The sequence below is a fragment of the Roseibium sp. MMSF_3544 genome (genome assembly GCF_030732845.1).
Classification (GTDB): Bacteria; Pseudomonadota; Alphaproteobacteria; order Rhizobiales; family Stappiaceae; genus Roseibium.
Genome location: NZ_JASHKA010000021.1, coordinates 81878 through 108053, shown reverse-complemented (window position 1 = coordinate 108053; position 26176 = coordinate 81878). Strand labels below are relative to the sequence as shown.

General features: G+C 59.0%; 25 protein-coding genes. 6 read left to right on the top strand and 19 right to left on the bottom strand.

What is annotated here, in order from left to right:
• Position 1 precedes the first annotated feature (1 nt).
• From iolC to RBB47_RS24300, 3 genes are read left to right on the top strand one after another with little or no spacing between them, the layout of a single operon-like run.
• A complete protein-coding gene (gene iolC / locus RBB47_RS24310; protein WP_305988498.1) occupies positions 2-976 on the top strand; it encodes a 5-dehydro-2-deoxygluconokinase in 975 nt (324 codons plus the stop codon).
• Between the two features lie 11 nt (positions 977-987).
• Positions 988-1830, top strand: a complete 843-nt coding sequence (locus RBB47_RS24305; protein WP_305988497.1) for a 5-deoxy-glucuronate isomerase — start codon at positions 988-990, stop codon at positions 1828-1830.
• Positions 1827-2657, top strand: a complete 831-nt coding sequence (locus RBB47_RS24300; RefSeq protein WP_305988496.1) for a class II fructose-bisphosphate aldolase — start codon at positions 1827-1829, stop codon at positions 2655-2657. Before RBB47_RS24305 ends, RBB47_RS24300 begins: the two co-directional genes overlap by 4 nt.
• 12 nt (positions 2658-2669) lie before the next feature.
• Here the strand turns inward: RBB47_RS24300 and RBB47_RS24295 are convergent, their stop codons facing one another.
• The 15 genes from RBB47_RS24295 to RBB47_RS24225 form a co-directional block, all read right to left on the bottom strand.
• A complete protein-coding gene (locus RBB47_RS24295) occupies positions 2670-3065 on the bottom strand; it encodes a RidA family protein (RefSeq protein ID WP_305988495.1) in 396 nt (131 codons plus the stop codon).
• A 24-nt stretch (positions 3066-3089) separates the two neighbouring features.
• Entirely contained in the window at positions 3090-3776 is a 687-nt protein-coding gene (locus tag RBB47_RS24290; protein ID WP_305988494.1) for an ABC transporter ATP-binding protein, read from the bottom strand.
• Complete coding sequence (locus tag RBB47_RS24285) at positions 3773-4522, bottom strand: ABC transporter ATP-binding protein (protein ID WP_305988493.1); 750 nt, start codon at positions 4520-4522, stop codon at positions 3773-3775. The genes RBB47_RS24290 and RBB47_RS24285 overlap by 4 nt, the downstream gene beginning before the upstream one ends.
• Complete coding sequence (locus RBB47_RS24280) at positions 4515-5498, bottom strand: branched-chain amino acid ABC transporter permease (protein WP_305988492.1); 984 nt, start codon at positions 5496-5498, stop codon at positions 4515-4517. Before RBB47_RS24280 ends, RBB47_RS24285 begins: the two co-directional genes overlap by 8 nt.
• The gene (locus RBB47_RS24275) at positions 5495-6415 is read right to left on the bottom strand and encodes a branched-chain amino acid ABC transporter permease (protein WP_305988491.1); all 921 of its coding nucleotides are present in this window, start codon (positions 6413-6415) and stop codon (positions 5495-5497) included. Before RBB47_RS24275 ends, RBB47_RS24280 begins: the two co-directional genes overlap by 4 nt.
• A gap of 59 nt (positions 6416-6474) precedes the next feature.
• Positions 6475-7611, bottom strand: a complete 1137-nt coding sequence (locus RBB47_RS24270; protein ID WP_305988490.1) for an ABC transporter substrate-binding protein — start codon at positions 7609-7611, stop codon at positions 6475-6477.
• Positions 7612-7746: 135 nt separating this feature from the next.
• Positions 7747-9375 carry an AMP-binding protein gene (locus tag RBB47_RS24265; protein WP_305988489.1) on the bottom strand — a complete coding sequence of 543 codons (1629 nt, stop codon included), beginning with the start codon at positions 9373-9375 and terminating at the stop codon, positions 7747-7749.
• 15 nt (positions 9376-9390) lie between these two features.
• Positions 9391-9843 (bottom strand): cupin domain-containing protein, encoded by a 453-nt coding sequence (locus tag RBB47_RS24260; RefSeq protein ID WP_305988488.1) that lies wholly within the window; start codon positions 9841-9843, stop codon positions 9391-9393.
• Positions 9844-9870: 27 nt separating this feature from the next.
• On the bottom strand, positions 9871-11019 hold the full coding sequence (locus tag RBB47_RS24255) for an acyl-CoA dehydrogenase family protein (RefSeq protein WP_305988487.1): 1149 nt from the start codon (positions 11017-11019) through the stop codon (positions 9871-9873).
• Positions 11019-11819, bottom strand: coding sequence for an enoyl-CoA hydratase family protein (locus tag RBB47_RS24250; protein WP_305988486.1), 801 nt, complete (start codon positions 11817-11819; stop codon positions 11019-11021). Before RBB47_RS24250 ends, RBB47_RS24255 begins: the two co-directional genes overlap by 1 nt.
• Positions 11812-12282, bottom strand: a complete 471-nt coding sequence (locus RBB47_RS24245) for a MarR family winged helix-turn-helix transcriptional regulator (protein ID WP_305988485.1) — start codon at positions 12280-12282, stop codon at positions 11812-11814. The genes RBB47_RS24250 and RBB47_RS24245 overlap by 8 nt, the downstream gene beginning before the upstream one ends.
• Positions 12279-13022, bottom strand: a complete 744-nt coding sequence (locus tag RBB47_RS24240) for an SDR family NAD(P)-dependent oxidoreductase (protein ID WP_305988484.1) — start codon at positions 13020-13022, stop codon at positions 12279-12281. The genes RBB47_RS24245 and RBB47_RS24240 overlap by 4 nt, the downstream gene beginning before the upstream one ends.
• The gene (locus tag RBB47_RS24235; RefSeq protein WP_305988483.1) at positions 13019-15316 is read right to left on the bottom strand and encodes a bifunctional salicylyl-CoA 5-hydroxylase/oxidoreductase; all 2298 of its coding nucleotides are present in this window, start codon (positions 15314-15316) and stop codon (positions 13019-13021) included. Before RBB47_RS24235 ends, RBB47_RS24240 begins: the two co-directional genes overlap by 4 nt.
• Before the next feature lie 202 nt (positions 15317-15518).
• The gene (locus RBB47_RS24230) at positions 15519-16055 is read right to left on the bottom strand and encodes an AAA family ATPase (RefSeq protein ID WP_305988482.1); all 537 of its coding nucleotides are present in this window, start codon (positions 16053-16055) and stop codon (positions 15519-15521) included.
• A 108-nt stretch (positions 16056-16163) separates the two neighbouring features.
• Positions 16164-17060 (bottom strand): LysR substrate-binding domain-containing protein, encoded by an 897-nt coding sequence (locus RBB47_RS24225; protein ID WP_305988481.1) that lies wholly within the window; start codon positions 17058-17060, stop codon positions 16164-16166.
• Positions 17061-17168: 108 nt separating this feature from the next.
• Between RBB47_RS24225 and RBB47_RS24220 the strand changes: the two genes are divergently transcribed.
• Both RBB47_RS24220 and RBB47_RS24215 read left to right on the top strand, forming a co-directional pair.
• Positions 17169-18230, top strand: coding sequence for a saccharopine dehydrogenase C-terminal domain-containing protein (locus RBB47_RS24220; protein WP_305988480.1), 1062 nt, complete (start codon positions 17169-17171; stop codon positions 18228-18230).
• An 18-nt stretch (positions 18231-18248) separates the two neighbouring features.
• Entirely contained in the window at positions 18249-19748 is a 1500-nt protein-coding gene (locus tag RBB47_RS24215) for an aldehyde dehydrogenase family protein (protein WP_305988479.1), read from the top strand.
• A 48-nt stretch (positions 19749-19796) separates the two neighbouring features.
• Here RBB47_RS24215 and RBB47_RS24210 read toward each other — a convergent pair whose 3' ends face one another.
• On the bottom strand, positions 19797-20981 hold the full coding sequence (locus RBB47_RS24210) for a mandelate racemase/muconate lactonizing enzyme family protein (protein WP_305988478.1): 1185 nt from the start codon (positions 20979-20981) through the stop codon (positions 19797-19799).
• Between the two features lie 8 nt (positions 20982-20989).
• The gene (locus RBB47_RS24205) at positions 20990-22567 is read right to left on the bottom strand and encodes a trimethylamine methyltransferase family protein (protein WP_305988477.1); all 1578 of its coding nucleotides are present in this window, start codon (positions 22565-22567) and stop codon (positions 20990-20992) included.
• Positions 22568-22662: 95 nt separating this feature from the next.
• Here RBB47_RS24205 and RBB47_RS24200 point away from each other — a divergent pair, with 95 nt between their 5' ends.
• On the top strand, positions 22663-23676 hold the full coding sequence (locus tag RBB47_RS24200) for a LysR substrate-binding domain-containing protein (protein ID WP_305988476.1): 1014 nt from the start codon (positions 22663-22665) through the stop codon (positions 23674-23676).
• Here RBB47_RS24200 and RBB47_RS24195 read toward each other — a convergent pair.
• The gene (locus RBB47_RS24195) at positions 23642-24784 is read right to left on the bottom strand and encodes a hypothetical protein (RefSeq protein WP_305988475.1); all 1143 of its coding nucleotides are present in this window, start codon (positions 24782-24784) and stop codon (positions 23642-23644) included. The genes RBB47_RS24200 and RBB47_RS24195 overlap by 35 nt on opposite strands.
• 91 nt (positions 24785-24875) lie before the next feature.
• Positions 24876-26174: an FAD-binding oxidoreductase gene (locus RBB47_RS24190; RefSeq protein WP_305988474.1), complete on the bottom strand. Its 1299-nt coding sequence runs from the start codon at positions 26172-26174 to the stop codon at positions 24876-24878.
• Between the last annotated feature and the right edge of the window lie 2 nt (positions 26175-26176).

The following is a 26176-nucleotide window of genomic DNA, read 5'->3' as shown; positions in this document are numbered from 1 at the left end:
CTTGCCGACCTACCTAAATCCGCGATCGAAATTCTTGGTTCTCGGGCGCGCGGGAATGGATCTTTACGCCGATCCGCCGGGCACGGAGGCCGAGCATGCTGCCCGTTTCTCCACGGCTCTGGGCGGTTCTTCCGGTAACATTGCGGCCGGCCTTGCCCGCCACGGGCTGGCGGTCAGTCTGCTGAGCTGCGTCTCCGACGATGCTATTGGCCGTTTCGTGCTCAATGAGCTAACGAAATACGGCATCGGGTCGGAACATGTCCGTGTGCTTAGCGGAGAATCGCGGACCTCGCTTGCGGTCACTGAAACCCGGATCGAAAACACTCAGAACACGCTCTACCGGAACAATGCCTCCGATCTTCTGTTGAGCGAGGAGCAGGTTCTTGCAGTGCCTTTCGGGGACTTTGATGCCCTGATCCTGACAGGGACCGCGCTCGCCGCCAATCCGTCGCGGGAAGCAACACTTCGGGCCATGGAACATGCACGGCGCGCCGGGACTCTGGTGGTGATCGATCTGGACTACCGTCCCTATTCCTGGCCGAGCGCACACGAGGCAGCGGCCACCTATAGGGCGGCGATCGAGGCCGCGGACATTGTCGTTGGCAATGACGACGAATTTGCGGTTGTCGCCAATGGCACCCACGACGACGGGCTTAATCTTGCCCGAAGCCTGAGCACTGCCGACAAGACCGCAATCTACAAGATGGGCGAGCGCGGATCGTTGGTTTTCTCAAGCGAGGGCTCTTTCGAAACCGGGATTTTTGCGGTCGAAGCGCTCAAGCCGATGGGAGCAGGCGATGCCTTCATGGCTTCGCTAATGGCTTCGCTTGCGGCCGAATTATCTCTGAAGGAGGCCATCCTCAGGGGATCGGCCGCCGCAGCAATGGTTGTGTCGAAATTCGGATGCGCACCCGCGATGCCGACACCGGCCGAACTCGACGCTTTTCTTTCCAGACACTCAGCCCCACAGTCCTGAGGAGACACACGATGCATTTTCCTCCCTATGACAACGAAAACAAGGCCATCATCGATGTCGAGGACAGCAGGGTCCCGCTGAACTATTTCAACATCGTCAAACTGGCGCGCGGCCAGGCGTTCGAATACAGCGTGCCGGGCTATGAGACGGCGATCGTTCCTGCAACAGGCAGCGTCGACGTCGATGTCGAAGGCGTCGCCTTTGCTGCGTTGGGAAATCGCAGCAGCGATGTGTGGGACGGCGAGCCGGAAGGGGTTTACGTCCCGAGCGGTGCAAAAGCACGGCTCGTGTGTGTCAGCGATGACGCGGAAGTCTTCATCGCCGGTGCGAAATACGACAAGGTGCTGGAGCCGTTTGACGTGCGTGCCGCCGATATCGATCTCGTCCAGTACGGCTCGGACGACACCAAGACCCACCGCAAGATCAAGCATATTCTCGGAACCAAGTATCACGACAAAGTCGGCCGCCTGCTTGTTTCCGAACTGTTCACTGTCGGGCAAGGGGGGTGGTCCGGTTTCCCGCCGCACAAGCATGACACCGACCGAATTCCGGAAGAAAGCCGACACGACGAAACCTACAATTTCCGGTTCCGCCCCAACAAGGGGTTCGGCTTGCAGCTCGTTCAGCGCGAGGACGGCGCGGTTGGCGATGCCTATCATATTGTCGACGGGTCGACGATCGTGCTCGACAAGGGCTATCACCCCTGCGTGGTCGCGCCCGGATACGAAATGTACTACTTCACCATTCTCGGCGGTCTCTCGCAGCGCTCCCTGGTTCAGTACTTCCAGCCTGATCACGCCTGGCAGATCGAGACGATACCCGGCATCAAGGACATGATCGCGAAGTTCAAATGACCGCAGCGACTCTCGCGGAGGTTCTCGAGCCTGCCGAACGGGGCAGCTATGCACTTGCCGGGCTGGTCGTGCTCGGCTGGGAAGATGCTGTTGCCTTCGTTGAAGCCGCGGAAGAGGCAGGATGCCCGGTTATCCTGCAAGCCGGTCCCGGCTGCAGGGCGCATATTCCGGTGCCGGTCATCGGCAAGATGATGCGCCATCTTGCGGACCAGGCGAGCGTGCCGGTCGTTACGCATCTCGATCACGGTTATACGGTCGAAGACTGCCGGAGTGGCATTGATCACGGCTTCACATCTGTCATGTTTGACGGGTCGAAACTGCCAATCTCGCAAAATATCGAGCTGACCGCGGGCCTTGTTGAAGAAGCCCATGCCGCCGGTGTTTCGGTGGAAGGAGAGGTCGGCTATGTCGGATACGCGGAAGGGGCCGCTTCCGCCTTTACCGATCCGGAGGAGGCGGCGCGTTTCGACCGGGAAAGCGGCGCCGACGCCATTGCGATCTCGGTCGGCAACGTACATCTGCAAACGGAAAAGACCGACGGGATCGACTTTGACGCCCTTTATGCCATCGAGCAGGCCACCTCAAAACCGCTGGTTCTGCACGGCGGCAGCGGCATTCCACCTGAGATCCGCCGCCGTCTCGCGCGGGAAACCCGCGTCTGCAAGTTCAATCTTGGAACCGAGTTGCGCCAGACCTTCGGGGCGTCGCTCAGAAAGACGCTCGACGACGATCCGAACGTGTTCGACAGGCTGACTATTCTGCAATCGACCATGCCGGCGATGCGGGCCGGTGTCTCGGAAATTCTGGAAACGATAACGAAAACTTAGTCCATCACGCGTTCAGTCGAGCTGTGCCGTGGCCTCGATTTCGATCAGCGCGTCGTCTTCAATGAGCCCCGCAACAACGACCACGGACATGGCCGGGAAATGCCGGCCGAAAACGCGCCTGTAGGCCTGGCCAACTTCTTTTTGCCGGGCAAGGTATTCGCGTTTGTCGGTGATGAACCAGGTCAGGCGAACAATGTCGGTGACCTCGCCACCAGCATCCCTGACGATTTCGGCGATGTTGGTAAGCGTTTGTTCCATCTGACCGATGAAGTCGTGGCTTTCGAAAACCTGATCCTTGTTCCAGCCGATCTGTCCGCCGATATGCAACGTCCGAACATTGGTCAGCATTCCGTTTGCGTATCCCTTGGCAGGAGCCCAACCCTCGGGCTGAATGAGTTTCGATGGCATGGCTTCAGACTTTCCCTGGATGTTTCATACGCCGATATAGGTGGTGGTGATGTCGTCAGTCAGATCCGTGATTGATCCGGACCAGACGGTCTTGCCGCGCTCCAAAATGAGTGCGCTGTCGCACACTTCCTTCAATTCACGGATCGATTTGTCGATGACGAGGATGGAGAGCCCGGATTCGGCCTTCAGCTTGCGGATCACGGACCAGATTTCCTGGCGAATGATCGGTGCGAGACCCTCTGTTGCCTCGTCCAGAATAAGCAGTTTCGGATTGGTCATCAGCGCTCTGCCAATCGCCAGCATCTGTTGCTCGCCGCCCGAGAGCGAGGAGGCGTGCTGATTGCGCCGTTCGCCCAGCCTCGGGAAGAACTCGGTGACACGCTCGAACGTCCAATGGCCGGAACGCGCGGCTGCGATCAGATTCTCAAGAACCGTCAGGTTGCCGAAACAGCGCCGGCCCTCCGGCACCAGGCCCAGGCCAAGCCGGGCAGCCCGGTGGCTGGGGAGCCTCGTCAGATCATGACCGTCGAATGTCAGGGCTCCGGTTGAAGACAGCATGCGGCAAATGCATTTGACCGTCGTGCTTTTGCCCATGCCGTTGCGCCCGAGAAGCGCAAGCACTTCACCCTCGGCAATTTCAAGATCGACGCCGAACAGGGCCTGGCTGGCGCCATAAGAAGCCGTCACATTTGAAATGGTCAAAAGGCTCATGCGTCTTCCCCCAGATAGGCTTCTCGCACGGCAGCATCGGACCGGATTTCATCGACCGTTCCGGTAGCGATGACCTCGCCGTAAACGAGCACGCTGATCCTGTCGGCGAGGGCAAAGACCGCGTCCATGTCATGTTCGACAAGAAGGATCGGAGCTTCCGAGCGCAGTTCGTCCAGAAACTCCGTCAGCCGCTTCGACCCTTCTGAACCCATGCCTGCCATCGGCTCGTCCATGACAAAGGCCCGCGGTTCCTTGGTGAGAGCCACCGCCACTTCCAGCTGGCGGCGCTGCCCGTGGCTGAGCTCTGCCGTGCGGGTTCGTGCGTGATCCTGCAACCCGACCCGCTCAAGAGCACTCTCTGCTTTTTCGCGAAGGGCCCTGTCTTTCAAGGCGTCCTGCCAGAAGCGCCAGGGATTGCCCGCCGCGCCGAGCGCCCCGAGAACCGCATTTTGCAGAACCGTGTCTTCCATCGCCAGCGAGGAGATCTGAAAGGTGCGGCCCAGTCCTAGCCGCGCACGTTCCCGCGTTGCCAACTGCGTGACGTCCTCGCCGAGCAGCCTGACGGAACCGGAGTCCGGCTTCAGCGTGCCGCAAATCTGGCCGATGAGCGTTGTTTTTCCTGCGCCGTTCGGACCGATGACTGCGTGGATTTCACCCGCTTTCAGTCCGATGGAGATGTTCCGGCTGGCCCTGAGCGCCCCGAAGCTCTTGCAGATATCCTGCGTTTCAAGAACGAGTTCAGTCATGGGCAACCTTCCTCCCGGACGCCAGCCCGATCAGGCCGCCCCGGCCGAACAGGACGATGAGCAAGAGCAGGATACCGAGATAAATGTGCCAGTAGTCGCTGAGCCCGCCGAGCCAGTGTTCCAGCGCAACATAGGCGAGCGCACCGATCACCGGACCGTAAAGGCGTCCGACGCCTCCGAGGATCAGGAAGATCATGATCTCGCCGCTGGTCTGCCAGCTGAACATGGTCGGGCTGACAAAGCGGTTGAGATCGGCAAAGAGTGCGCCAGCAAGACCTGTGATTGCGCCCGAGATGACAAAGGCGATCAGCTTCAGGCGCGTCGGATCGAGACCGACGGTTTCCACACGGATGGGTGCTTGCCGGGCGGCATTCAGCGCCAGGCCGAAGGGCGATTTTGACAGCCGCCAGGTGAACAAGAGCACCAGGCACAGGATCACAAGGCACAGGCCGTAGAACTGGATCGGGGCAAGCGTGTTCAGGCCGGGAAAGCCGTTGCGAAGATAGATCGACAGCCCGTCCTCACCGCCGTATTCCGCCCAGGAGATCGTGAAGAAGAAGAACATCTGGCCGAAGGCGAGCGTGATCATGATGAAATAGACACCGGTCGTCCTGAGTGACAGCGATCCGATGACGAACGCGGCAAGCGAGGAGACGATCACCGCGACAAGCCAGATGATTGGCATCGACTTGGTGCCGTCGATCAGAAACGGCCATTCGGCAACAGGCGTATAGGTCTGTGCGTGGTAGGCGAGAATGCCCATCGCGTAACCGCCGATCCCGAAGAAGACCGCATGCCCGAGGCTGACAAGACCGCCGATGCCGAGTGCTATGTTGAGCCCGATGGCGGCGATGGCGAAGATCGCGGCCCGGGTCATCAGGGTGATTGTAAAGGGCTCGTCGGCCATGAGCGCCCAGGCCGGGATGAGGACGAAGAGCCCGAGTGTCAACGTGTTCAGATAGGTTTCCCGGATCATGCGCGTGCTCCGAACAGACCGGCAGGACGCAGGATCAGGACGGCGGCCATAAGAATGTAGATGGCCATGGAGGCGAGTGAGGAGCCCACCGATGTTGCGGTCGATGGATCGAGAAAAAGCTTCAGCGCTTCAGGCAGGAAGATGCCTCCGAGCGTATCGGTGAGGCCGACGAGAATGGCGCCGACCAGGGCGCCCTTGATCGAGCCGATGCCGCCGATGACGATAACGACAAAAGCAAGAATAAGGACCGGTTCCCCCATGCCGACCTGGACAGACTGGATCGCGCCCACAAGCGCGCCGGCCAATCCGGCCAGTGCCGCACCGAGGGCGAAGACGATCGTGTAGAGCTTGGCGATATCGATGCCGAGGGCGGCTATCATTTCACGGTCGTTTTCGCCGGCGCGGATCTGAATGCCGAGGCGTGTTCTGGAAATGAGCAGGTAGAGACCAAGCGCGACGAGAAGGCCGACGACGATGAGCGCCAGTCTGTACAGCGGATATTCGATCCCGCCGGGCAAGGTCACGGGGCCGGAGAGGAAGTCGGGGACATCGAGGAACAGCGGGAACGACCCGAAGACCCAGCGTGTTCCTTCCGAAAAAATCAGGATGAGTGCGAATGTTGCGAGCACCTGGTCCAGGTGATCCTTGTCGTAAAGCCGGCGGATAACGACCAGTTCCACGAGCGCACCCGCCGCCGCAGCGCCTGCGAGCGCGGCGACAAGCCCCAGAAGAAACGAGCCTGTCGCGGCGGCAACGGCTGCAGCGCAAAAGGCCCCGATCATGTAGAGCGATCCGTGCGCAAGGTTGATGAGCCCCATGACGCCGAAGATCAACGTCAGGCCGGCAGCCATCAAAAAGAGCATGATGCCGAATTGCAGGCCGTTCAGGACCTGCTCTATGAGCAACAAAAATGACATGGAAATTCAGCCCCTATGCCCTCCCGGCGCAAGGCCGGCAGGGCAACTGCGGAGATCGCTTACATGCTGCACTCGCCAGCATAGGCGTCTGCATGATCGGTAAGCGCGGCTGCGAGAATCTTGTTCGTGAACACGTCACCTTCCTTGATGACTTCACGGACGTAAATGTCCTGGATCGGGTGATGGTTTGGGCCGAATTTGAAGTCACCGCGCGTCGAAGCGAAGTCTGCTTCCTTTAGAGCCGCACGGAAGGCATCGGCATCTTTCACATCCGCCTTGGCCATTGCCGATAGGAGAAGGTTCGCCGTGTCATAGCCCTGTGAGGCGTAAAGCGACGGCAGGCGGCCATATTCGGCCTGAAACGCTTCGACGAACGCCTTGTTGGCTTCGTTGTCGATGTCCTTGTTCCACTGACTGGTGTTCTTCACGCCCAGTGCCGCATCGCCAACGGCCTGCAGGATGCCCTGGTCGAACGAGAAAGCAGGGCCAACCACCGGCAAATCAATGCCGCTGTCGGCATATTGCTTCAGGAACGAGATGCCCATGCCGCCGGGCAGGAAGAAGAAGACGCTGTCAGCGCCCGAGGCGCGGATCTGGGCAAGTTCGGCCGCATAGTCGGTCTGGCCGAGCTTGGTGTAGATCTCGCCTGCAAGGTCACCGCCGTAAAAGCGCTTGTAACCGGTCAGGGCATCCTTTCCGGCGGGATAGTTTGGCGCAAGGATGAAGCTGTTCTTGTAACCTGTTTCCTTGGCGTAGGCCCCAGCGGCTTCATGCAGGTTGTCATTCTGCCAGGCGACGTTGAAATAGTTCGGATGGCAGCCTTTGCCCGCCAGCGCGGATGGGCCCGCGTTCGGCGACAGGTAGAATTTGCCCTGGGCGGTGACCGAGGGAACGACCGCCATGGCGAGGTTCGACCAGATGATGCCTGTCAGGACATCGACCTTTTCGGACTGAACCATCTTGTCGGCCAGTTGCACCGCAATGTCGGGCTTGCGCTGGTCGTCCTCGACGATGACTTCAAGATCCGGGTTGCCGGCCTGTTTCACCGCGAGCATGAAACCATCGCGCACATCAATGCCGAGACCGGCGCCACCACCTGAAAGCGTGGTGATCATGCCGACCTTGACCGGTTCGGCCTGAGCGCCGGTTATGCCGATTGCCAGAGCGACTGTCGCCGCCATCGTCGTGAATTTCATTTCTTGCTCCTATTGGTCTCTTGAATGCTGTTCCCGTTGAGTTTTTTAGATCGGTGTCTTCTGTTGCCGGACACCGATTGCGGGGCTTTTGGTTTCTCCGTCGTCCACGTGCCCCAACGCAGATGATTACTTTATCTATTCGGTCTTGCGAAGCCGGAAGCGTTGGATCTTGCCGGTCTCGGTTTTGGGCAGGCTGTCGGTAAAGACAATGGACCGCGGGTACTTGAAAGGGGCAATGGCCGCCTTGACGTGATCCTGAAGGTCCTTTGTCGTCGCTTCGCCGGGATGTGTACCACTGCTGAGGACAACATGGGCCTCCACAATTGCACCGCGGGCTTCATCGGCGACACCTATGACGGCGCATTCCTGGACTGCCGGATGTGACAAGAGTGCCGCCTCGACTTCCGGACCGGCGATGTTGTAGCCGGAGGAGATGATCATGTCGTCGTTGCGTGCGGCAAAGTGGAGATGGCCGTCTTCGCTCATGGAGAAACTGTCGCCGGTAATGTTCCAACCATCGACAACGTAGTCCTGCTGGCGCTCGTCGGCGAGGTAGCGGCATCCGGTCGGTCCGCGCACGGCCAACCGGCCGACTTCGCCAGGCGGAACCGGCTTGCCCGCTGCATCCAGTATTTTGACTTCGTAGCCCGTCACCGGTTTTCCGGTGCAGGCGGGCTTGTGATCGTCAAAACGGTTTGAAACGAAAATATGCAGCATCTCCGTTGCGCCGATACCGTCCAGCATCGGCTTGCCGGTTTTTTCGATCCAGGCTTCATAAACGGGAGCCGGCAAGGTTTCGCCGGCAGATACGGCTGCCCGGAGCGAGGACAAATCGGCCCCTTCCTCCATGGCCTGAAGCATGACCCGGTAGGCCGTCGGAGCGGTAAAGCAGACCGTGGCTTTGTACTTCTGGATGATCTCGATCAATTTGGGCGGTGTGGCGCTTTCCAGAAGTGTAGCTGCTGCACCGAAGCGCAGCGGGAAGACCGCAAGACCGCCGAGACCAAATGTGAAGGCAAGGGGAGGCGAGCCGACGAATACATCATCCGGTCCGACTCCCAGGACTTCCTTGGCATAGCCATCTGCAATGATCAGGATGTCCCGATGGAAATGCATCGTCGCCTTGGGCGTTCCGGTGGATCCTGACGTAAAGCCGAGAAGCGCAACGTCGTCGCGGCCGGTTGGCACTGCCTCGTAACCGACCGCTTTTTCCAGCGCCAGGCGATCCAACTCGGCGTCGTGGTTGGACGTGCCGTCGAAGCCGATGACTTTCTTCAGGAAGGAAGAGGTCTTGGCGCAAGCGACGAGTTCGTCCATCAGACGCGTGTCGCAGAGAGCGAACTCCACTTCGGCCTTGTCGACGATTTTGGTCAGTTCACCGGCGCGCAACATCGGCATGGTATTGACGACGACGGCTCCGGCCTTGGTCGCCGCAAGCCAGCAGGCGACCATAGCGGGATTGTTGGCCGAACGGATCAGGACGCGGTTGCCGGGCTTCACACCAAGGTCTTCGGTGAGGGCATGGGCCAGCCGGTTGGTCCAGTCCGTCAGCTCCTTGTAGGTCCGCCGCCGGCCGTTTCCGATCAGCGCGGTGTGATCGCCGAAGCCCTTTTCAACCATTTTGTCCGTCAGCTCAACGGCCGCGTTGAGCCGTTCCGGATAGTCGAAGCCATCCAGCAAAAACTCAGGCCACTGATCTTCCGGCGGAAGATTGTCGCGTGAAAACGAATCCACATGGGCTGAAGGCGAGAGCGCACCGGCCATGACGAAAAGGTCCTTCTAGTCGTTGGCTTCGGGTGGCAGAAAATCGACGTCGTGCTCGGCCGAGACGCGCACGACGGCTTCCACATCCGTCATCTCGTGCAACTCGTCGAACAGTTCCTTGAGCTTGCCGGCCGGCGACACCCAGAAAAGGGCGCGGCAGGGGCTTTCGGACTTGTTGAAATAGCCGTGGGGGACGCCCTTCGGCATGCGGACAAGATCCCCGGCGCGGGCCTTGACCCATTGACCGTCAAGTTTGAGGTCAAGTTCACCTTCCTGCACCAGGATGAATTCGTCCTGGGTCGGATGAACGTGCACCGGCACGAACTGGCCCGGCATGGAATTGGTCTCGAACGCAAACGTGCTTTCGCACCAGGCCTTTGGATAATAGGTCTGTCCGAGAATATTGAGCGTTACACCGTTGAACCCTTCGCCATTCGGTGTGATGCCGCCGTCAAGTTTGTTGGTCATGGTCCTGTCTCACTTTCTTCTTGGAAGTCAGATTGATTGCTGCATGGTCTGGCGCGCAATAATAATCTTCTGGACGTCCGACGCGCCTTCGTAGATGCGCAAGGCCCGGATCTCGCGGTAGAGTCTTTCAACCGTGGTGCCCGACCGCACACCGTCTCCGCCGTGGAGCTGTACAGCCTTGTCGATCACCTGCTGCGCCTGGTCTGTTGCGAACAGTTTCGCCATGGCGGCTTCCCGCGTGATCCTGGGGGCGCCGCTGTCCTTGGTCCAGGCCGCCCGGTAGATCAGAAGCGCGGCCGCATCTATGTCGAGCGCCATGTCGGCAATGTGTCCCTGAACAAGCTGCAGATCGAAAAGCGGTGCGCCCTGGATCTTCCTTGTCGTTACGCGCTCAAGGGCCTCGTCAAGTGCCCGCCGGGCAAATCCAAGCGCTGCCGCAGCGACCGTCGAACGGAAGATGTCGAGCACGGACATCGCGATCTTGAAGCCGGTCCCGGTGTCTCCGATCAGATTTGTCTTTGGCACGCGGCAGTCCGTAAAGCGCAACGTTGCCAGCGGATGAGGGGCGATGGTGTCAAGGCGTTCGGTGACTTCAAAACCCGAGATGTCCGGTGTCACCACAAAGGCTGACAGGCCCTTGGCTCCCGGGGCCTCGCCGGTCCGGGCAAAAAGCGTATAGATATCGGCGATGCCGCCATTCGAGATCCAGGTCTTTTCGCCGTTAAGCACATAGGCGTCGCCATCGTTTTCAGCGGTCATCGTTGAGTTGGCGACATCAGACCCCGATTGCGGTTCTGTCAGGGCAAAAGCGGAGATCGCCTTGCCGCTGCGGGTGAGTGGTAGCCATTCTTCCTTTTGCGCATCAGTTCCGAACAGGGAAATGGCGCCGGTGCCGAGACCCTGCATCGCGAAGGCAAAATCGGCGAGCCCATCATGCCGCGCCAATGTCTCGCGGATCAGGCAGAGGCTGCGCACGTCCAGCGTACCCTCCGGTGATCCGGTATGTTTGAGAAAGCCGGCGTCGCCTAGATCGGTGACGAGCTGCTTGCAAAGCCCGTCAGTGTCGCCGTGATCAAGGTGTGCAAGATGGGTATTTGACCAATTCTCCAACTCGCCGGCCAGGACCCGGTGCCGGTCGTCGAAAAAAGGCCAGTTGAGGAAGGTCCTGTCAGCCATCAGTCACCCTCGAAAACCGGTTTTTTCTTGGCGACGAACGCTTCATAGGCGCGGCGGAAATCATTTCCCTGCATGCAGATCGCCTGGGCCTGCGCTTCCGCTTCGATCGCCTGTTCAAGGCCCATCGACCATTCCTGCGCCAGCATCGTCTTGGTCATGGAATTGGCGAATGTCGGACCGGCGGCGATTCGCCGAGCAAGTTCCATGGCAGCACCTTCGAGTTCTTCAGCGGTGACGATCGAATTGAAGAACCCCCAGGCATGCCCTTCTTCCGCCTTCATGGAACGGCCGAGATAAAGAAGTTCAGCAGCTCGCCCCTGGCCGATGATCCTTGGCAGGATGGCACAGGCGCCCATGTCGCAGCCGGCCAGGCCGACCCGATTGAACAGGAAAGCGACCTTGGCGTGCGGGGTCGCGATGCGCAGATCAGACGCCATGGCCATGATGGCTCCGGCGCCTGCACAGATGCCGTCGACAGCCGCGATCACCGGTTTGCCGCAGCCCAGCATTGCCTTGACCAGATCGCCGGTCATGCGCGTAAAGGCGAGAAGCTCCTTCATCGACATGCGCGTCAGTGGACCGATGATGTCGTGAACGTCACCGCCAGAACTGAAATTGCCACCGTTTGGCAGGATCACCACGGCATGCACATCGTCGGCATAATGAAGATCGCGGAACCAGTCACGCAGCTCGGCATAGCTTTCGAAGGTAAGGGGGTTCTTGCGCTCCGGCCGGTCCAGGGCGATCCGCGCGATGCCGCCTTCAATTTCACAACGAAAATGCTCGACGTCGCTACGCATCAGCGCGCTCCTTTTCCGTGCTTTGGGCAAGAACTCTTTCGAGCGTGTCCGACAGGGTTTCGAGGTCTTCCAGGCTGAGACCATCAAGCAGCGTATCGATCCAGTTTTCGTGATGACTGGCAAGGTTCTCGAACTCGGTCTTGCCCTTTTCGGTCAACCGGGCAACCTGGGCGCGTTTGTCGCCTGGAACGGCAACGCGCTGCGCCATGCCTTCTTCCGTCAATTTGTCGACAATGCCGGTGACGTTGCCGTTTGAAACCTTCAGGTAGGTGGAGAGATCGCTCATCTTGAGACCCTCGGGAAAGCGGGCGAGGGCAGACATGACGTCGAAGCGTGGCAGCGTTGTGTTGTGCCGGTCGCGAAGGTTGCGGCGGATCTCTGCTTCAATGCCGTTGGATGTTTTCAGCAGCTTCAACCAGACACGCAAACGCGCCTTGGAGAGCGGCTCTGAAACAGCGGTCATAGTTCCCCTCCCGACAAGCTGAGGGCCTGGCCGTTGACGGACCTGGCGCCATCGGAACAGAGCCACAGCGCCATTTCCGCAATCTCATCCGGCTGAATGAAGCGGCCCTGCGGATTGTCGGCCTTCAGCGTGTCTTCCGCCTCCTGGCGGCTAAGCCCGGTCTTTTCGATAATGTTTTCCAAAGAGCGCTCCAGCATCGGCGTCTCGACAAATCCCGGGCAGATCGCATTGACGGTGATCCCGGTCCTGGCGAGTTCCTTGCCGAGTGCACGCGTCAGCCCGACGACGGCATGTTTCGCGGCGCAATAGGCGCTCACATAGGGATAGCCTCTCAAGCCAGCCGTCGAGGCAATTGCGATCATCCGGCCCCAACCAGATGCCTTCATGTCCGCCAAGGCAGTTTGCCAGACATTGGAGACACCGATCAGATTGACGGCCAGCATGTCTTGCAGAACCTGCGGCTTCATCTTGGCAAAGGGCACGCTCTCGGCAGCTCCGGCATTCGCGATGACGACGTCGATCGGTCCAGCGTGCTCACGGGCGTTTCGAACAGCCGTTTCGACAGCGTCTGCATTCGTCACGTCGCACACCTGGAAGGGCAGGGATTGTGTTGCCAGTGTTGCTTCGGTTCGGCCAAGGATCGTGACCCTGGCGCCACTGTCAGCGAGAAGCCGGGCACAGGCTGCCCCGACGCCGCTGCCGCCGCCGGTGACAAGAATATGCCGGTCCGCAACACTCATGCCCTCAAGGTCTCCGCGTCGCGGTCCGCAAGCCGCCAGGCCTGATCGCGGCCAGCAAGGTAGGGAAGAGGCCAGTCCGTCGCGTTTCGATCGCCAATCCGGCTGGCTTCGTGCAGCGTCCAATATGGATCGGCCAGATGCGGACGCCCGACCGCTACGAGATCAGCACGGCCCGCCATAAGGATCGAATTGGCATGATCGGCCTCGTAGATGTTCCCGACGGCCATGGTCTGCATCCCACCTTCGTTGCGGATCTGATCGGAGAACGGTGTCTGGAACATGCGGCCATAAACCGGCTTGGCATCCGGGGTTGTCTGGCCCGCGGAAACGTCGATCAGGTCTGCGCCTGCCTCCCTGAACATTTTTGCAATCAAAACGGCGTCCTCGGGTGTGATTCCTTCTGCGCCGACCCAGTCGTTGGCTGATATGCGAACGGACATCGGCTTTTCCTGCGGCCATACCGTGCGCATTGCCTGGAAGACCTCGAGCGGCCAGCGCATCCGATTGTCCAGGGAGCCGCCGTATTCGTCGCTGCGCACGTTGGACACCGGCGAAATAAACGACGAGAGCAGGTAACCGTGGGCGGCATGGAGCTCGATCATGTCGAAGCCTGCGCGCTCTGCCATTTCAGCCGCCTGGACAAACTGGTCTTTGATCTCCGCCATTTCCGGTCTGGTGATTTCACGCGGAATGGCGTTCTTTCCGGACCAGGGGATCGGGGAGGCCGAGACAATGTCCCAGTTCCCACCAGGCAGCGGTTCGTCCATGCCTTCCCAGCCGATCTGGGTCGAGCCTTTCCGGCCCGAATGTCCAATCTGGCAGCAGATCTTTGCGTCGGTTTCCGTGTGCACGAAATCGGTGAGGCGCTTCCAGGCCGCCTCGTGTTCCGGTGCATAAAGGCCCGGGCAGCCGGGCGTGATCCGGCCTTCGGCGCTGACACAGGTCATCTCGACATAGACAAGACCGGCACCGCCCTTTGCCCGTTCGCCGTAATGGATCAGGTGCCAGTCGGTGGGTGTGCCGTCGACCGCCTTGTACTGTGCCATCGGCGAGACGACGATCCGGTTTTTCAGCGACATGTCGCGCAGCTTGAACGGTGTGAACATGGGTGCACGCACCGGAGCATTGGGTGAGACACCCGCCTGGTCCATGAACCAGCGTTCGGCCGATTCAAGCCACTCGGGATCGCGCAGGCGCAGGTTTTCGTGGCTGATCCTCTGGGACCGCGTCAGCAGATTGTAGTTGAACTGGACAGGGTCCTGATCGAGATAGCGCTCGACATTTTCGAACCACTCAAGCGAGTTGCGGGCCGCTGATTGCAGCCGCAGAACCTCGAGACGCCGCTCGTCCTGGTAACGCTGGAAGGCCTGCTGCATGTCCGGCTCGCTGTGCAGATAGTCGGCCAGCGCAATCGCGCTGTCGAATGCAAGCCTTGATCCGGAACCGATGGAAAAGTGGCCGGTTGCAGCAGCGTCACCCATCAGCACGACGTTCTCGTGATACCACTTTTCGCAGATAACACGCGGGAAGTTCATCCAGACGGCAGAGCCACGCAGATGGGCCGCGTTGGACATGAGGTCGTGACCACCAAGGTACTTTTCGAATATCTTGCGGCACGTCTCTACGGTTTCTTCCTTCGACATATCCGCAAAGCCCCAGCCGTCCCAAGTCGGTTGCAGGCATTCGACGATGAATGTCGCCGTGTTGTCGTCGAACTGATAGACATGCGCCCACACCCATCCATGCTCGGTCTTTTCGAAGATGAAGGTAAAAGCGTCATCGAATTTCTGATGCGTGCCGAGCCAGATGAACTTGCAAAGCCGTGTGTCGATGTCCGGCTTGAAAACGTCCTCATATTCGCCGCGAACTCTCGAGTTGATGCCGTCCGAGGCGACGACCAGATCGTAGTCCTTGCGAAACGTTTCGGCGTCTTCGAACTCGGTCTCAAATCGCATTTCGACACCGAGCTCGCGCGCCCGGTCCTGCAACAGGATCAACATCTGCTTGCGGCCAATGCCCGCAAACCCATGTCCGCCGGAAACGGTTCTGACGCCGTTATGCTCTACGGCAATGTCATCCCAATAGGCGAAATGATTTCGAATGGTTTCCGTGCTGACCGGGTCATTGTCCTGCATGCGGCTGAGCGCGTCGTCGGACAAGACCACACCCCAGCCGAATGTGTCGTTGGCACGATTGCGCTCAAGCACGACGATCTCATGGGAAGGATCGCGCAATTTCATGGAAATTGCGAAATAGAGCCCAGCCGGCCCACCGCCCAAACAAGCAATCCTCATCTGATCCTCCAAGAGATGCGAACAGGACCAGCGAACCACGTTTCCGAATTTGCTTCAAGTCTAAAATTTCAAACTTAAAATATTACCAAGCGACCGATACCTGCACTGTCACCGAATGGATTAGAGAATCTGCGAGCACAGATCGAAAAGTGAGCTTAGCGCGCGTGATGATCACGGCTCAGAATCCGCCTGTAACCACGCCTCAGATTGTTCGTAGCCAGTTCCTAATCGCGTTGCTTGAAGCTGACGGCGTCATTCCTGTTGTGTCGATCTTGAGTAAATTAACGGCATCACCGCCATAAAGCGTTTTGGCCTCGCTTTGGTTCCTTTTTGCCATTTCAGGATCGCGCGGCTTTCGTTTCATGTCTCGTTCTTCCAATTGAATTCGCCTGATATTTTCTTCAAGTGCGCATTCCACATGGACAACGCAAAAGGGCGGGCGGGCTTGGCCCAGGGCTACGATCCTACCCCACTCTTCATCGCCCCATTCTCCGCTGCCGGCAAGAACGGTTGTCAAAACGACGGGTTGACCAACGGGTAACTTCAGGATCAGTTCGTGTGCAATCGTCTCGACTTTCGCTACCGTTTCCCGAAACTCAGGTGATTTGAACTCGGTGAGCGCGAAGGCAACATTGTAGACAGAATGAATGTCGAGCAGCTTACCATCAAGCAAGTCTGCGAGCTTACGTCCGATTGTCAGTTTGCCGACGCCCGGATATCCGTTCAGGACCACGATCATTGTTTCTTTCAATCTATGTGTTGCAAGTGTTTGTAGAAACAATCTTCGCGGGTGGTTTTCGCAAAGTTTCAATGGCGCGGCAAGTGCAGCCTAGTTCTGACCCTAAACCTAAACCCTGCGACTGACCTGGCCGCGGACCCAGGTCAGGAATTCTGCGGCAGAGGGACTGAGTTTGCCGGGCGGTGTTGCGAGGTAGTAGTTGTGGCCGGAGCCGTCGCGGACTGGCGCCAGGCTGACAAGAGCCCCTGAAGCGAGTTCGGTTTCAATCAGATACGTCGGCAAAATTGCCGCCCCCATTCCGCTGACCGCAGCGGCGATCACAAGCGAAAACTGGTCGAAATAACTGCCCATCTGGACGTGTCCATCTGCACCTGGAATGCCTTTATGGAACGCCTTCCAAAGATGCGCTCTGGAAGTCATGTGCAGCAGCGGCATTTCAAGAATATCGGATTTCTCGGTGACCGGATGGGCCTCAAGAAGGGCCGGAGAGGCAACGACCACAAGATCTTCGGGACACAGCGGGCTCAGTTTTGCTCCCGGCCAGTCGTTGGCGCCGAAATGAATGGCGACATCGACACCCAGTTCGACAAGGTCGAACGGCTCTGACCGGCTGTAGACCATGAGATCGAGATTGGGGCGCTTTTCCTTGAAGTCCTTGAGCCGGGGCACGAGCCAGCGGGTTGCGAAGGTGGGCAGTGCTGCGATCGTCAGAAGCTCTTGCGTCTCACCGGCTGCGACCGCTTGCGAGATCGTCCGGCGCAGCCTTGAAAGATCGGAAAAAACGCTGTCTGCCAGAGACTTGCCAGCCTGCGTAAGCCTGATGCCACGTCCTTCGCGCCGGAACAGCGTCGCGCCGATCTGCTCTTCCAGTTCCTTCACCTGCCGGCTGACACCACTTTGGGTCAGGCCAAGTTCTTCCGCTGCAGCCGTAAAGCTCTGATGCTTCGCCGCAGCCTCGAAACATCGCAACACGGAAATGCTGGGGATCGGAATATCGCGTTCCATTTCAGGGTCCAAATGCATGAGTAATAGTCATGAATATAACTATTTTTCAGGTGTTTTTGTGCTGGTCAAGGGAAGGTATTCTGTGAGGAACACTTCTTCGGGGAATAGTTGCACATGCAAAGAATAGCGGTTCTTGGACTGGGCAAGGTCGGCGCGCTGGCGGGCGAGCTGCTTCACGAATGCGGCTTTCAGGTAACGGGCTTCGACGCCCATGACCCGCACGACCTGCACTACGACACGAAGCATATTGATGTCAGCCATCTGGATCAGCTCAAAGATGCCCTGTCCGACTTTGATGCGGTTCTTTCCTGCCTGCCGTATTTCCTGAATGTTGGCGTTGCCAGCACTGCGCATGAGCTTGGCATCCATTATTTCGACCTGACCGAGGACGTGCCGACGACCAAGGCGATCATGGAAATGGCCAAATCCTCCGAAGGACTGATGGCGCCGCAATGTGGCCTGGCGCCGGGCTTTGTCGGGATCGTTGGCGCCAGCCTGATCGAGGAGTTCGAGAACTGCCGGTCCTGCCGTATGCGTGTCGGCGCCTTGCCGCAGAACCCAACGGGCCTGATGGGCTACTCGTTCAATTGGTCTCCGGAAGGTGTGGTGAACGAATATCTCAACGATTGCGAGGTCCTGGAAGACGGTGAGATCAAGTGGGTGTCGCCGATGGAATGGATCGAGAAGATCGTCATCGGCGGGATCGAGCTTGAGGCTTTCACGACCTCCGGCGGACTGGGCACCATGTGCGAGACCTACAAGGACCGGGTGCCGAACATGGACTACAAGACCATGCGCTATCCGGGGCACGTGCAGCTGATGAATTTCTTCTTTCATGAACTGCTGATGCGCGACAGGCGCCAGGAGGCGGGCGAGATCCTTGTCAACGCAAAGCCGCCGGTCAGCGACGACATCGTTTACATCCACGTCGCCGCCGAAGGCGACGTGGACGGACGCATGCAGCGCCGGGAGTTCGTGCGCGGATTGAAGCCGGTTGAAATCGCCGGAAAGGAACGGACTGCCATCGCGTGGACGACGGCCTCTTCTGTTGTTGCCATCATCGAGATGGTTCGTGACGGAACGCTTCCGTCCAAGGGCTTCCTGAAACAGGAAGACGTCCCTTTGCAGGCCTTTTTGAAGACGCGCAACGGCGCGCGCTACAACGCGTAAGTTTCCAGGGAGACAAAAATGGAACACGCACAGGTCCTGAGCGCGCTCAGGTTCGGCGACAGTGAGCTGTCCGGCGGAACCCTCACAGTTCGCTCTCCAATCGACGGAGCAGATGTCGCGAAACTGGCAGAAACACCGGTCAGTGAAATGGCTGCCGTGATCTCCCGGTCCAAAGCAGCCTTCAAATCCTGGCGGACCGTTCCAGCACCCCGCCGTGGTGAACTTGTGCGTCTTCTGGGTGAAGAACTGCGGGCGGCCAAAGAAGATCTCGGCGCGCTGGTAACGCTGGAAGCAGGCAAGATCACGTCTGAGGGTCTTGGCGAAGTTCAGGAAATGATCGACATCTGCGATTTCGCCGTCGGTCTTTCACGTCAGCTCTATGGTCTCACGATTGCCTCGGAGCGGCCCGGTCACAAGATGTCTGAAACCTGGCACCCGATGGGTCCCTGCGGTGTCATCACGGCCTTCAATTTCCCCGTGGCCGTCTGGTCGTGGAATGCAGCGCTTGCTCTCGTTTGCGGCAATCCCGTCATCTGGAAACCGTCCGAGAAGACACCGCTGACAGCACTTGCCTGCAAGAAGATCTTCGACAAGGCGGTTGCCCGCTTCGGCGACGATGCGCCGGAAGATCTGATGCAGGTTGTCATTGGCGGCGCCCAAATAGGTGAAGCGCTGGTGACCTCCAAAGACGTCCCGATCCTGTCGGCGACCGGGTCAACGCGCATGGGCGGTATCGTCGGCCCGAAAGTATCGGCGCGCTGGGGCCGTCCTATCCTGGAACTCGGCGGCAACAACGCCATGATCGTTGCCCCGTCCGCGGACCTGGAAATGGCCGTGCGGGCGATTGTCTTTTCGGCGGTTGGCACCGCGGGACAGCGCTGCACATCACTTCGCCGCCTGATCGTGCACAAGTCGATCAAGGATGAACTCGTGGCCAAGCTGGTCAAGGCTTATGGCAGTTTGCCGATCGGCGATCCGCGTTCTGACGGAACGCTCATCGGTCCGCTTATCGACCTTAGATCTCTCGATGCCATGCAGTCAGCTCTCGCCAAAGCAACGGCCGAGGGTGGATCCGTCCATGGCGGGGGGCAGGTCACAGACGGCGTCCCGGGTGGCGCTTATGTTGCGCCGGCGCTCGTCGAAATGCCGGGCCAGACCGAGACCGTGAAGACCGAGACCTTTGCCCCGATCCTTTACGTGATGGAATACGAGGATCTGGAGGAGGCGATCGATCTGCAGAACGATGTCCCGCAGGGTCTTTCCTCCTGCATCTTCACGCTCAACATGCGCGAAGCCGAAACCTTTTTGTCCGCGACCGGCTCCGACTGCGGCATTGCCAATGTAAACATCGGTCCCTCCGGTGCGGAGATTGGCGGGGCGTTTGGCGGCGAGAAGGAAACCGGTGGCGGTCGCGAGTCCGGTTCCGACGCCTGGAAAGGGTATATGCGGCGGCAGACCTCGACCGTGAACTATTCGGCTGAACTGCCGCTCGCCCAGGGTGTGAAGTTCGACATCTGAGCGCAGACGGGCCCGCGCGTTGCGGGCGCGCCGCGTGCGGCGTCCCCATCAGTTGAGCGGCAGGACCCGGTGGTGTTTCGGCCGGGCCGGATCGTAGAAGTGGCTCATCGGGCCGTTTTCCGCGAACTGGCCTGCCCAGTGCCTCATGGCGTCGGGATCGAGTTCGACGCCAAGCCCCGGTCCTTCCGGGACGCGAATGACGTCGTTTGTCTGCCGGAACGGGCCGTTCTTGATCACATCGCCGACCTGCCAGCGGAAAAGGGATTGGGACGCTTCGCTGATCAGGGGTGTCGCTGCTGACACGTGAAGATAAGCGGCGGTCATGATGCCGAGATCATTTGAATAGCACCAGAAGCCCTTGCCCATCGCCTCACAGGCGGCAATGAATTTCAGCGTCCTGGAGATGCCGCCGAGGGCGGCAAAGTTGCAAACGAAATAGTCCGGTGCGCCCAGCGCGACAGCCCGTTTCAGATCCGGCACATGGGTCGAAAAGGGAATGAAACTGTGCTGGCGCAAAGCCGCCATTTCCTCGAAGGTTGCGACCGGGTCTTCATAATTGCGAATATTGAAGGGCTCGAGTTCGCGCAACAGCCAGCGGGCAGTGGTCAGCGAATACTGCATGTTGGAATCGAGCTTGATCTGCGCTTTGTCTCCAAGGCTTTCCCGCAACAGCTTGACTGTCCGGATCTCCAGCTCGGGATCGCCGAGGATCAGTTTGCCCTCGAAGATCGTCGAGCCGTGCTCTTCACGCATCCTCAGACAGTAGTCGCGGATGGCCTCGGGGCTCATCTCGCCGCCGGCACCATTGTGTTCCGGCCGGAAGGAGAAGTACTCGGAGAACTTGATGTCCTTGCGCACGGCCCCGCCGAGCAGCTTGTAGAGCGGCATGTCGAAGACCTTGCCGCGAATGTCCCAGAGCGCCATTTCAACCGCGCCGAACGCCACGGATGCCGCGCCTTCACCGGTGTTTGCCGTGATCTGCCAGGGTGGCACACAGCGGCTTTCACAATCGGCAAGGTCAAGCGGATCGGCGCCGATGAGGGCAGGCGCTATTTCCGCCTTGATGATCTCGCCGAAATGGTACCAGGGCGCTTCGCCGAGCCCAACGACCCCCTCATCCGTTTCGACTTCGATGATGGATTTGGAGGCTCCGGGATAAAGCCCGCCGGTCCACCAGAAAGGTGCATCGAACGGGACGTTGACATGTGTCACGCGGATATTTGTGATCTTCATGGGAAACCTCAGTGCCAGCGGTCTTCTGTTGCGGCCTTTTTCCGTTCGACGAAATCGCGCAGCGCGTCGTCGGTGCCGGGGTCGAGCGGCGGCGCCTCGTAATTGGCAAGGGCTTCTTTCCAGGCCTTGTTGGCGCGTGTTGCCGCATCGAGAGATCCATTTTCCTGCCAGGTTTCATACGGATCGTTGTCCGCGACCGACGCGTCGAAAAAGGCAGTCTCGTAATTACGCATGGTGTGCCCGCAACCAAAGAAGTGGTTGCCGGGCCCAACTTCCCGGAACGCGTCAATGGCAAGCGAGTTGTCATCGACCACAACGCCGTCGAGATAGGTGTGCAGGGCACCGCAGAAGTCCGCATCCATCATGAATTTCTCGTAGGACATGGACAACAGACCGTCGAGGAAACCGGCAGAGTGCAGAACAAAGTTCGCACCGCAGTGAATGGCCGAAAGCATCGACATGGTGCCTTCGTTCATGGCGTGGGCATCGGCGAGTTTCGACGTCGTGAAATTGCCGGCGCATCTGAGCGGCAGGTTCTGCCTGCGCGCCAGTTGACCGACGACCAGCGATCCCGACGCAGGCTCCGGTGTGCCGAAGGTCGGCGATCCTGACCGCAGGCTCATGGAGGACAGGAAGTTTCCGTAAATGACCGGGGCTCCGGGGCGTTCTAGCTGCGCAAGCGCACATCCTGCCAGCGTTTCGGCATGCGCTTGCGCGATTGCGCCGGCTACAGTCACCGGCCCCATGGCACCACCGAGAATGAACGGTACCAAGACCGATCCCTGGTTGGCGCGCGCATAGGCGCGAACCACCTTTGTCATGGTGCCGTCCCAGACAAGGGGTGAGTTCACGTTGACGTTGCCCATGATGACGCAGTGGTCTTCGACAAAATCCCGCCCGAAAGCGATCCGAGCCATCTCGACGGAATCCTCTGCGCGTTCTTCTGCGGTCACTGAGCCGAGGAAGGGGCGGTCCGACAAGGAAATATGGGCATAGACCATGTCGAGGTGCCGTTTGTTGACAGGCACATCAACTGGCTCGCATATCGTGCCACCCGAATGGTGCAGCCAGGGAGAAGACTGCGCCAGCTTGATGAAGTTCCGGAAGTCTTCGATCGTGCCGTAGCGGCGACCCTCTTCAAAATCCATCACAAACGGGCTGCCATAGGAAGGCGCGAACACCACGTTGTTGCCGCCGATCTCGACATTGTTTGCAGGATTTCGGGCATGTTGCGTGAATTGTCTGGGCGCCGTTTTCAGAACGTCCTGGACCATGCCCTTGGGAAACCGCACGCGGACGCCGTCGAGTTCAGCGCCGGCTTTGCGCCAAAGTTCGAGTGCCGCCGGATCGTCGCGAAACTCGATACCAATCTCGGCCAGAATCGTGTCGGCGGTGTCTTCGATGCGCACGAGGCTCTCTTCCGAAAGGAGATCGAGCGGCGGCAGATTGCGGGTAATGTACGGACGCCCGTGACCGGTCTTGACCTGCGTGCGCTTGGCCCTTCTTCCAGACCGACCGCCGCTGCGTGACGGCGGCTTGTGCGCACCGGGCCCACCACTTTCGAAACTATCTCCTCCCAAAGACATGTTTTCCTCCCGCTAACATCTCAATAATCGATGCTAAACTGCATTCTGACCCTTGTGATGCTTGAAAATTCTCATGTTTGGCATAAGGTTTTTTTATGACAAACTATCGCCGACTGCTCCCGTCCTTCCGCGGGCTGGTCGCCTTCGAAGCGGCCGGACGTCTTGGATCCTTTACCAGGGCCGGTCAGGAGCTGGGCATGACCCAGTCGGCTGTTTCCTACGCGATCAGGGCTCTTGAAACCGACGTCGGCCAACCTCTTTTTGAGCGGCGACATCGCGAAGTCAGCCTGACAATCGCCGGGACCCGGTTTCATGAAGACGTGTCGAAGACCCTTTCTCAGCTCGCAGAGAGTATCAACTCCGTAAGGACCAAACCGGCGGACGATGTCGTCACGCTGTCGGTGTCGACTGCATTTGCAACGCTTTGGATTGCCCCGCGCCTTCAGCTCATGCGCACGGACCTTCCCGACATTGAATTGCGGCTCCACACGGCGGACAGGGATCTTGATATCGAGGCTGAGGATATTCCACTTGGCATTCGAGGTGGCCGGCCGAAGAACTGGCCAGGTTACATTTGCGATCAGTTCGACACGGAGGAAGTGATTGCTGTTGCATCGCCAAGATATCTTGAGGCGCACGGTACGCCGGAGCATGCGCACGAGTTGTTGAACCATCACCTGGCGCATCTCGATGAACCCTACCGCTATGCGGCCACCTGGAAGGACTGGCTCAGATCGGCAGGTGTGAGCGGTGCGCATCAGGTCCGGGGATCTCGTGCAAATGAGTATGTGGCGGTCCTGCAAATGGCGCTCGACGGCGATGCGGTCGCACTCGGATGGCGGCATCTGGTGGATGTGTTTGTGAAGAACGGGCGGCTCAAGAAAGTGACGAACCACACCTTCAGGACCGGGAACAACTACTATCTGGTCTCATCAAGGTCCAAGGCCCTGGATGAGAATTGCCGAAAAGTGCGCGACTGGATTGTTGCCCAGGGTACAGTGGCGGAAAGGCAAGCGTCAGATAGGTTGGGACAGAGCAAACCGCGGCTGAACGCCATCCAGCCCGGACCTCGCGTTACCACAAGCCGAAAGCGTCGATCTGCATCTTGAGCGCCAGAATTCCCAGAATGTAAACCGGAATAAATATCAAGGGCGCATATCGGTCGACACGGACGACAAGATCGTCCCTGTTCCGTCCCGTGAGATACTCCACCACTGTGTTGGTTATGACGACGCAAAAGAGAACCGCCAGCGAAAACAGCGAGACAAGTTCGGGAAACGTCAACTCGGGAACTTCGGGATGCTGACGCATAGTGATGTTGCTGAAGGCGATATTGGTCAGGATTGCAGTGAAGGTAATCGCGTGCCGTCCGGTTGAGGCAGATCGCATCCAGAAAACGGAAAAACTTGCCAATGTGACCAGCATCTGCGGCAAAAGCATTCTGATGTAGAGGGGTCCAGACACGCGTGAGATCTCAACGCCGGCAACCAGCACGGCGAAATCTGTTCCGGTGTTCTCCGTGAAGACGGAAGGTTCCAACGCGCCGATGCTGTCAATCCGCCAGGACGGCACGATCAGATCGGTATCGATCGGCGTGCTTCTCAAAAGCGGGACCAGTTCGACCTGGGACAAGTCATAAGAGAAGGATTTGATGCGGATGTTCAGGACCTGGTCGTCAAAGGGGTATCGGCTGGAATCGATGCTCGTTTTCAGAATGGTCGTGAAGGATTCCGTATATTCGACCTTGTGGTTCTGGTCGACTGTGACGGCGAAATCGAGAATTGTCCGGGCAGCGGTTCCGTTGCCGAAGATTACGTCGGGGATCCAGATTTCGCGCAGCACCGCGGTCGCCTGGTTGTCGACGTAAACGTTGCGGACGCCGTCTCCCGTTTCCTTGTAAGGCACCCTTGGGTCGCACCAGGACAGTTTCAGGCGGCCGTGCAGGCGAAAACTGTCGGTGATGTCGCTGATGGTATCGATCCACTCAATGTCGAGCGTCACCTGAACCTTTGTCGGCTCGTCCGTCGTGGGCGGCGTGATGATCGCCACGGTCTTGTCGCCGGAAAACTCGGCGCCTACCCCGGTGTTCGCGGTTTTGGGGCACGTTGCCGCCGGACCGGTCTGTGCATTCCCGGAGATGGAAAACAAAAGCAGGGTCAGGAGAAATAGAAAGGCACCGATCCATCCATTGAACCGCCTGGTTCCAAACTGCCGCATATGCCGTTCCGCCTGATGACACTCCGAGAACGTTACTAAAGCCTCGCACGATGCTCAATGCGTTCGTGCCGGAGGTGGCCGCGTGTTCCCGTCAGATGCCGAGGCGATCCCGCATCCGGTAGACCAGGATGGAAGGTGCCAGAAACCAGGGATTGCCCGCGTAAAGCGGGCGGGTCGGGAACGAAATCTTTTCGAATGCCGACGGAGCACTTTCACGACCTGAAGCCTTGTGGCCCATGCGCATGCCAAGGTAGCTGGCCATACCAACCCCGGAGCCGCAATATCCAGCTGCGAAGTAAAGGCCGTTGTCTTCACCGCAATGGGCAAGCGTGTCGAACGTGTAACCGACAAATCCCATCCAGGCGTGGCTGATCCGGGTTGTGCCGAGATCGGGAAAGAGGGCGACCATATCCTGGTGCAGCTTGGCGGCGCTGCTGTGCGGATCGGACTCGCTCAAGGAGACGCGACCGCCGAACAGAAGCCGCTTCCGGTCGGGCGTCAGCCTGTAATAGTAGACCAGCTTGCGTGTATCGGAGAGTATGCGATCTGTTGGGAACAGCCGGTCGACCGTTTCCTTCGGAATCTCCTCCGTCGCAATCACATAGGACCCGATCGGGATGATGCGGCGCTGGTGCCACGGAGACAGAGATCCTGAATAGCCGTTGGTTGCCAGGATCACCTTGCCGGCCTTCAGACTTCCTTCACTTGTCAGAACCTTGAATCCGTTGCCGATACGCTCGATCGAAAGGGCGCGGCATCCCGCCTTGACCATCGCGCCCGCGACAAGGGTGTTTTGAAGCAGGGAGGGTAGGTATTTCGAAACGTCGATGCTGCAATGCCGGGGCAGAACCATGCCCCCATGGTAGGCCTCGGTCCCGAGTTCCGCCGCCATTTCAGCTTCGGAAACCATGAATGCGTCTGTTTTCCAGACCGGGTGTCCAGCTTTGCAATCGCGCGCAAGCGCTTCGTAAAGGTGCGGCTTGTGCGCCCCGTGGAAGCGTCCAACTTCATTCAGCCCGATGTCAAAACCGCTCTCTGCCGAGAGCGTGTGCATATAATCGAGAGAGGCCTGGCCTTCCTCACAGAGCGCCGTGGCGTGCTCCTTTCCGTATCTGCGCGCAAGCTTGGAAAAGGACGGCTTGAGACTGGTTGAGAGTTGGCCGCCATTGCGCATTGAACAGCCCCATCCGGGGTGTTCCGCATCTATGACCAGGGTCCCAAGACCTTCGCGGCTTGTCTGGAGTGCAGCGTTCAGGCCGGTGTAGCCTGCTCCAACGACCAGGACGTCGATCTCATCGGGCAGATCGGTATCAGGCAGGTCCACCTGCGGTGCAAGATCCTGCCAATATGGCGTCGTTTTGTAGTCGTTCGTGAAAAGCTCCGCCTGCATGC

What these genes read in the sequence shown, in the direction of transcription:
- RBB47_RS24200 (WP_305988476.1), top strand. Translation starts at nt 22,663, where the DNA reads ATGACAAACTATCGCCGACTGCTCCCGTCCTTCCGCGGGCTGGTCGCC.
- RBB47_RS24260 (WP_305988488.1), bottom strand. Translation starts at nt 9,843, where the DNA reads ATGACCAACAAACTTGACGGCGGCATCACACCGAATGGCGAAGGGTTC.
- RBB47_RS24230 (WP_305988482.1), bottom strand. Translation starts at nt 16,055, where the DNA reads ATGATCGTGGTCCTGAACGGATATCCGGGCGTCGGCAAACTGACAATC.
- RBB47_RS24215 (WP_305988479.1), top strand. Translation starts at nt 18,249, where the DNA reads ATGGAACACGCACAGGTCCTGAGCGCGCTCAGGTTCGGCGACAGTGAG.
- RBB47_RS24270 (WP_305988490.1), bottom strand. Translation starts at nt 7,611, where the DNA reads ATGAAATTCACGACGATGGCGGCGACAGTCGCTCTGGCAATCGGCATA.
- RBB47_RS24245 (WP_305988485.1), bottom strand. Translation starts at nt 12,282, where the DNA reads ATGACCGCTGTTTCAGAGCCGCTCTCCAAGGCGCGTTTGCGTGTCTGG.
- RBB47_RS24195 (WP_305988475.1), bottom strand. Translation starts at nt 24,784, where the DNA reads ATGCGGCAGTTTGGAACCAGGCGGTTCAATGGATGGATCGGTGCCTTT.
- RBB47_RS24240 (WP_305988484.1), bottom strand. Translation starts at nt 13,022, where the DNA reads ATGAGTGTTGCGGACCGGCATATTCTTGTCACCGGCGGCGGCAGCGGC.
- RBB47_RS24280 (WP_305988492.1), bottom strand. Translation starts at nt 5,498, where the DNA reads ATGATCCGGGAAACCTATCTGAACACGTTGACACTCGGGCTCTTCGTC.
- RBB47_RS24295 (WP_305988495.1), bottom strand. Translation starts at nt 3,065, where the DNA reads ATGCCATCGAAACTCATTCAGCCCGAGGGTTGGGCTCCTGCCAAGGGA.
- RBB47_RS24190 (WP_305988474.1), bottom strand. Translation starts at nt 26,174, where the DNA reads ATGCAGGCGGAGCTTTTCACGAACGACTACAAAACGACGCCATATTGG.
- RBB47_RS24300 (WP_305988496.1), top strand. Translation starts at nt 1,827, where the DNA reads ATGACCGCAGCGACTCTCGCGGAGGTTCTCGAGCCTGCCGAACGGGGC.
- RBB47_RS24305 (WP_305988497.1), top strand. Translation starts at nt 988, where the DNA reads ATGCATTTTCCTCCCTATGACAACGAAAACAAGGCCATCATCGATGTC.
- RBB47_RS24235 (WP_305988483.1), bottom strand. Translation starts at nt 15,316, where the DNA reads ATGAGGATTGCTTGTTTGGGCGGTGGGCCGGCTGGGCTCTATTTCGCA.
- RBB47_RS24265 (WP_305988489.1), bottom strand. Translation starts at nt 9,375, where the DNA reads ATGGCCGGTGCGCTCTCGCCTTCAGCCCATGTGGATTCGTTTTCACGC.
- RBB47_RS24275 (WP_305988491.1), bottom strand. Translation starts at nt 6,415, where the DNA reads ATGTCATTTTTGTTGCTCATAGAGCAGGTCCTGAACGGCCTGCAATTC.
- RBB47_RS24255 (WP_305988487.1), bottom strand. Translation starts at nt 11,019, where the DNA reads ATGGCTGACAGGACCTTCCTCAACTGGCCTTTTTTCGACGACCGGCAC.
- RBB47_RS24205 (WP_305988477.1), bottom strand. Translation starts at nt 22,567, where the DNA reads ATGTCTTTGGGAGGAGATAGTTTCGAAAGTGGTGGGCCCGGTGCGCAC.
- RBB47_RS24285 (WP_305988493.1), bottom strand. Translation starts at nt 4,522, where the DNA reads ATGACTGAACTCGTTCTTGAAACGCAGGATATCTGCAAGAGCTTCGGG.
- RBB47_RS24210 (WP_305988478.1), bottom strand. Translation starts at nt 20,981, where the DNA reads ATGAAGATCACAAATATCCGCGTGACACATGTCAACGTCCCGTTCGAT.
- RBB47_RS24225 (WP_305988481.1), bottom strand. Translation starts at nt 17,060, where the DNA reads ATGGAACGCGATATTCCGATCCCCAGCATTTCCGTGTTGCGATGTTTC.
- RBB47_RS24250 (WP_305988486.1), bottom strand. Translation starts at nt 11,819, where the DNA reads ATGCGTAGCGACGTCGAGCATTTTCGTTGTGAAATTGAAGGCGGCATC.
- RBB47_RS24290 (WP_305988494.1), bottom strand. Translation starts at nt 3,776, where the DNA reads ATGAGCCTTTTGACCATTTCAAATGTGACGGCTTCTTATGGCGCCAGC.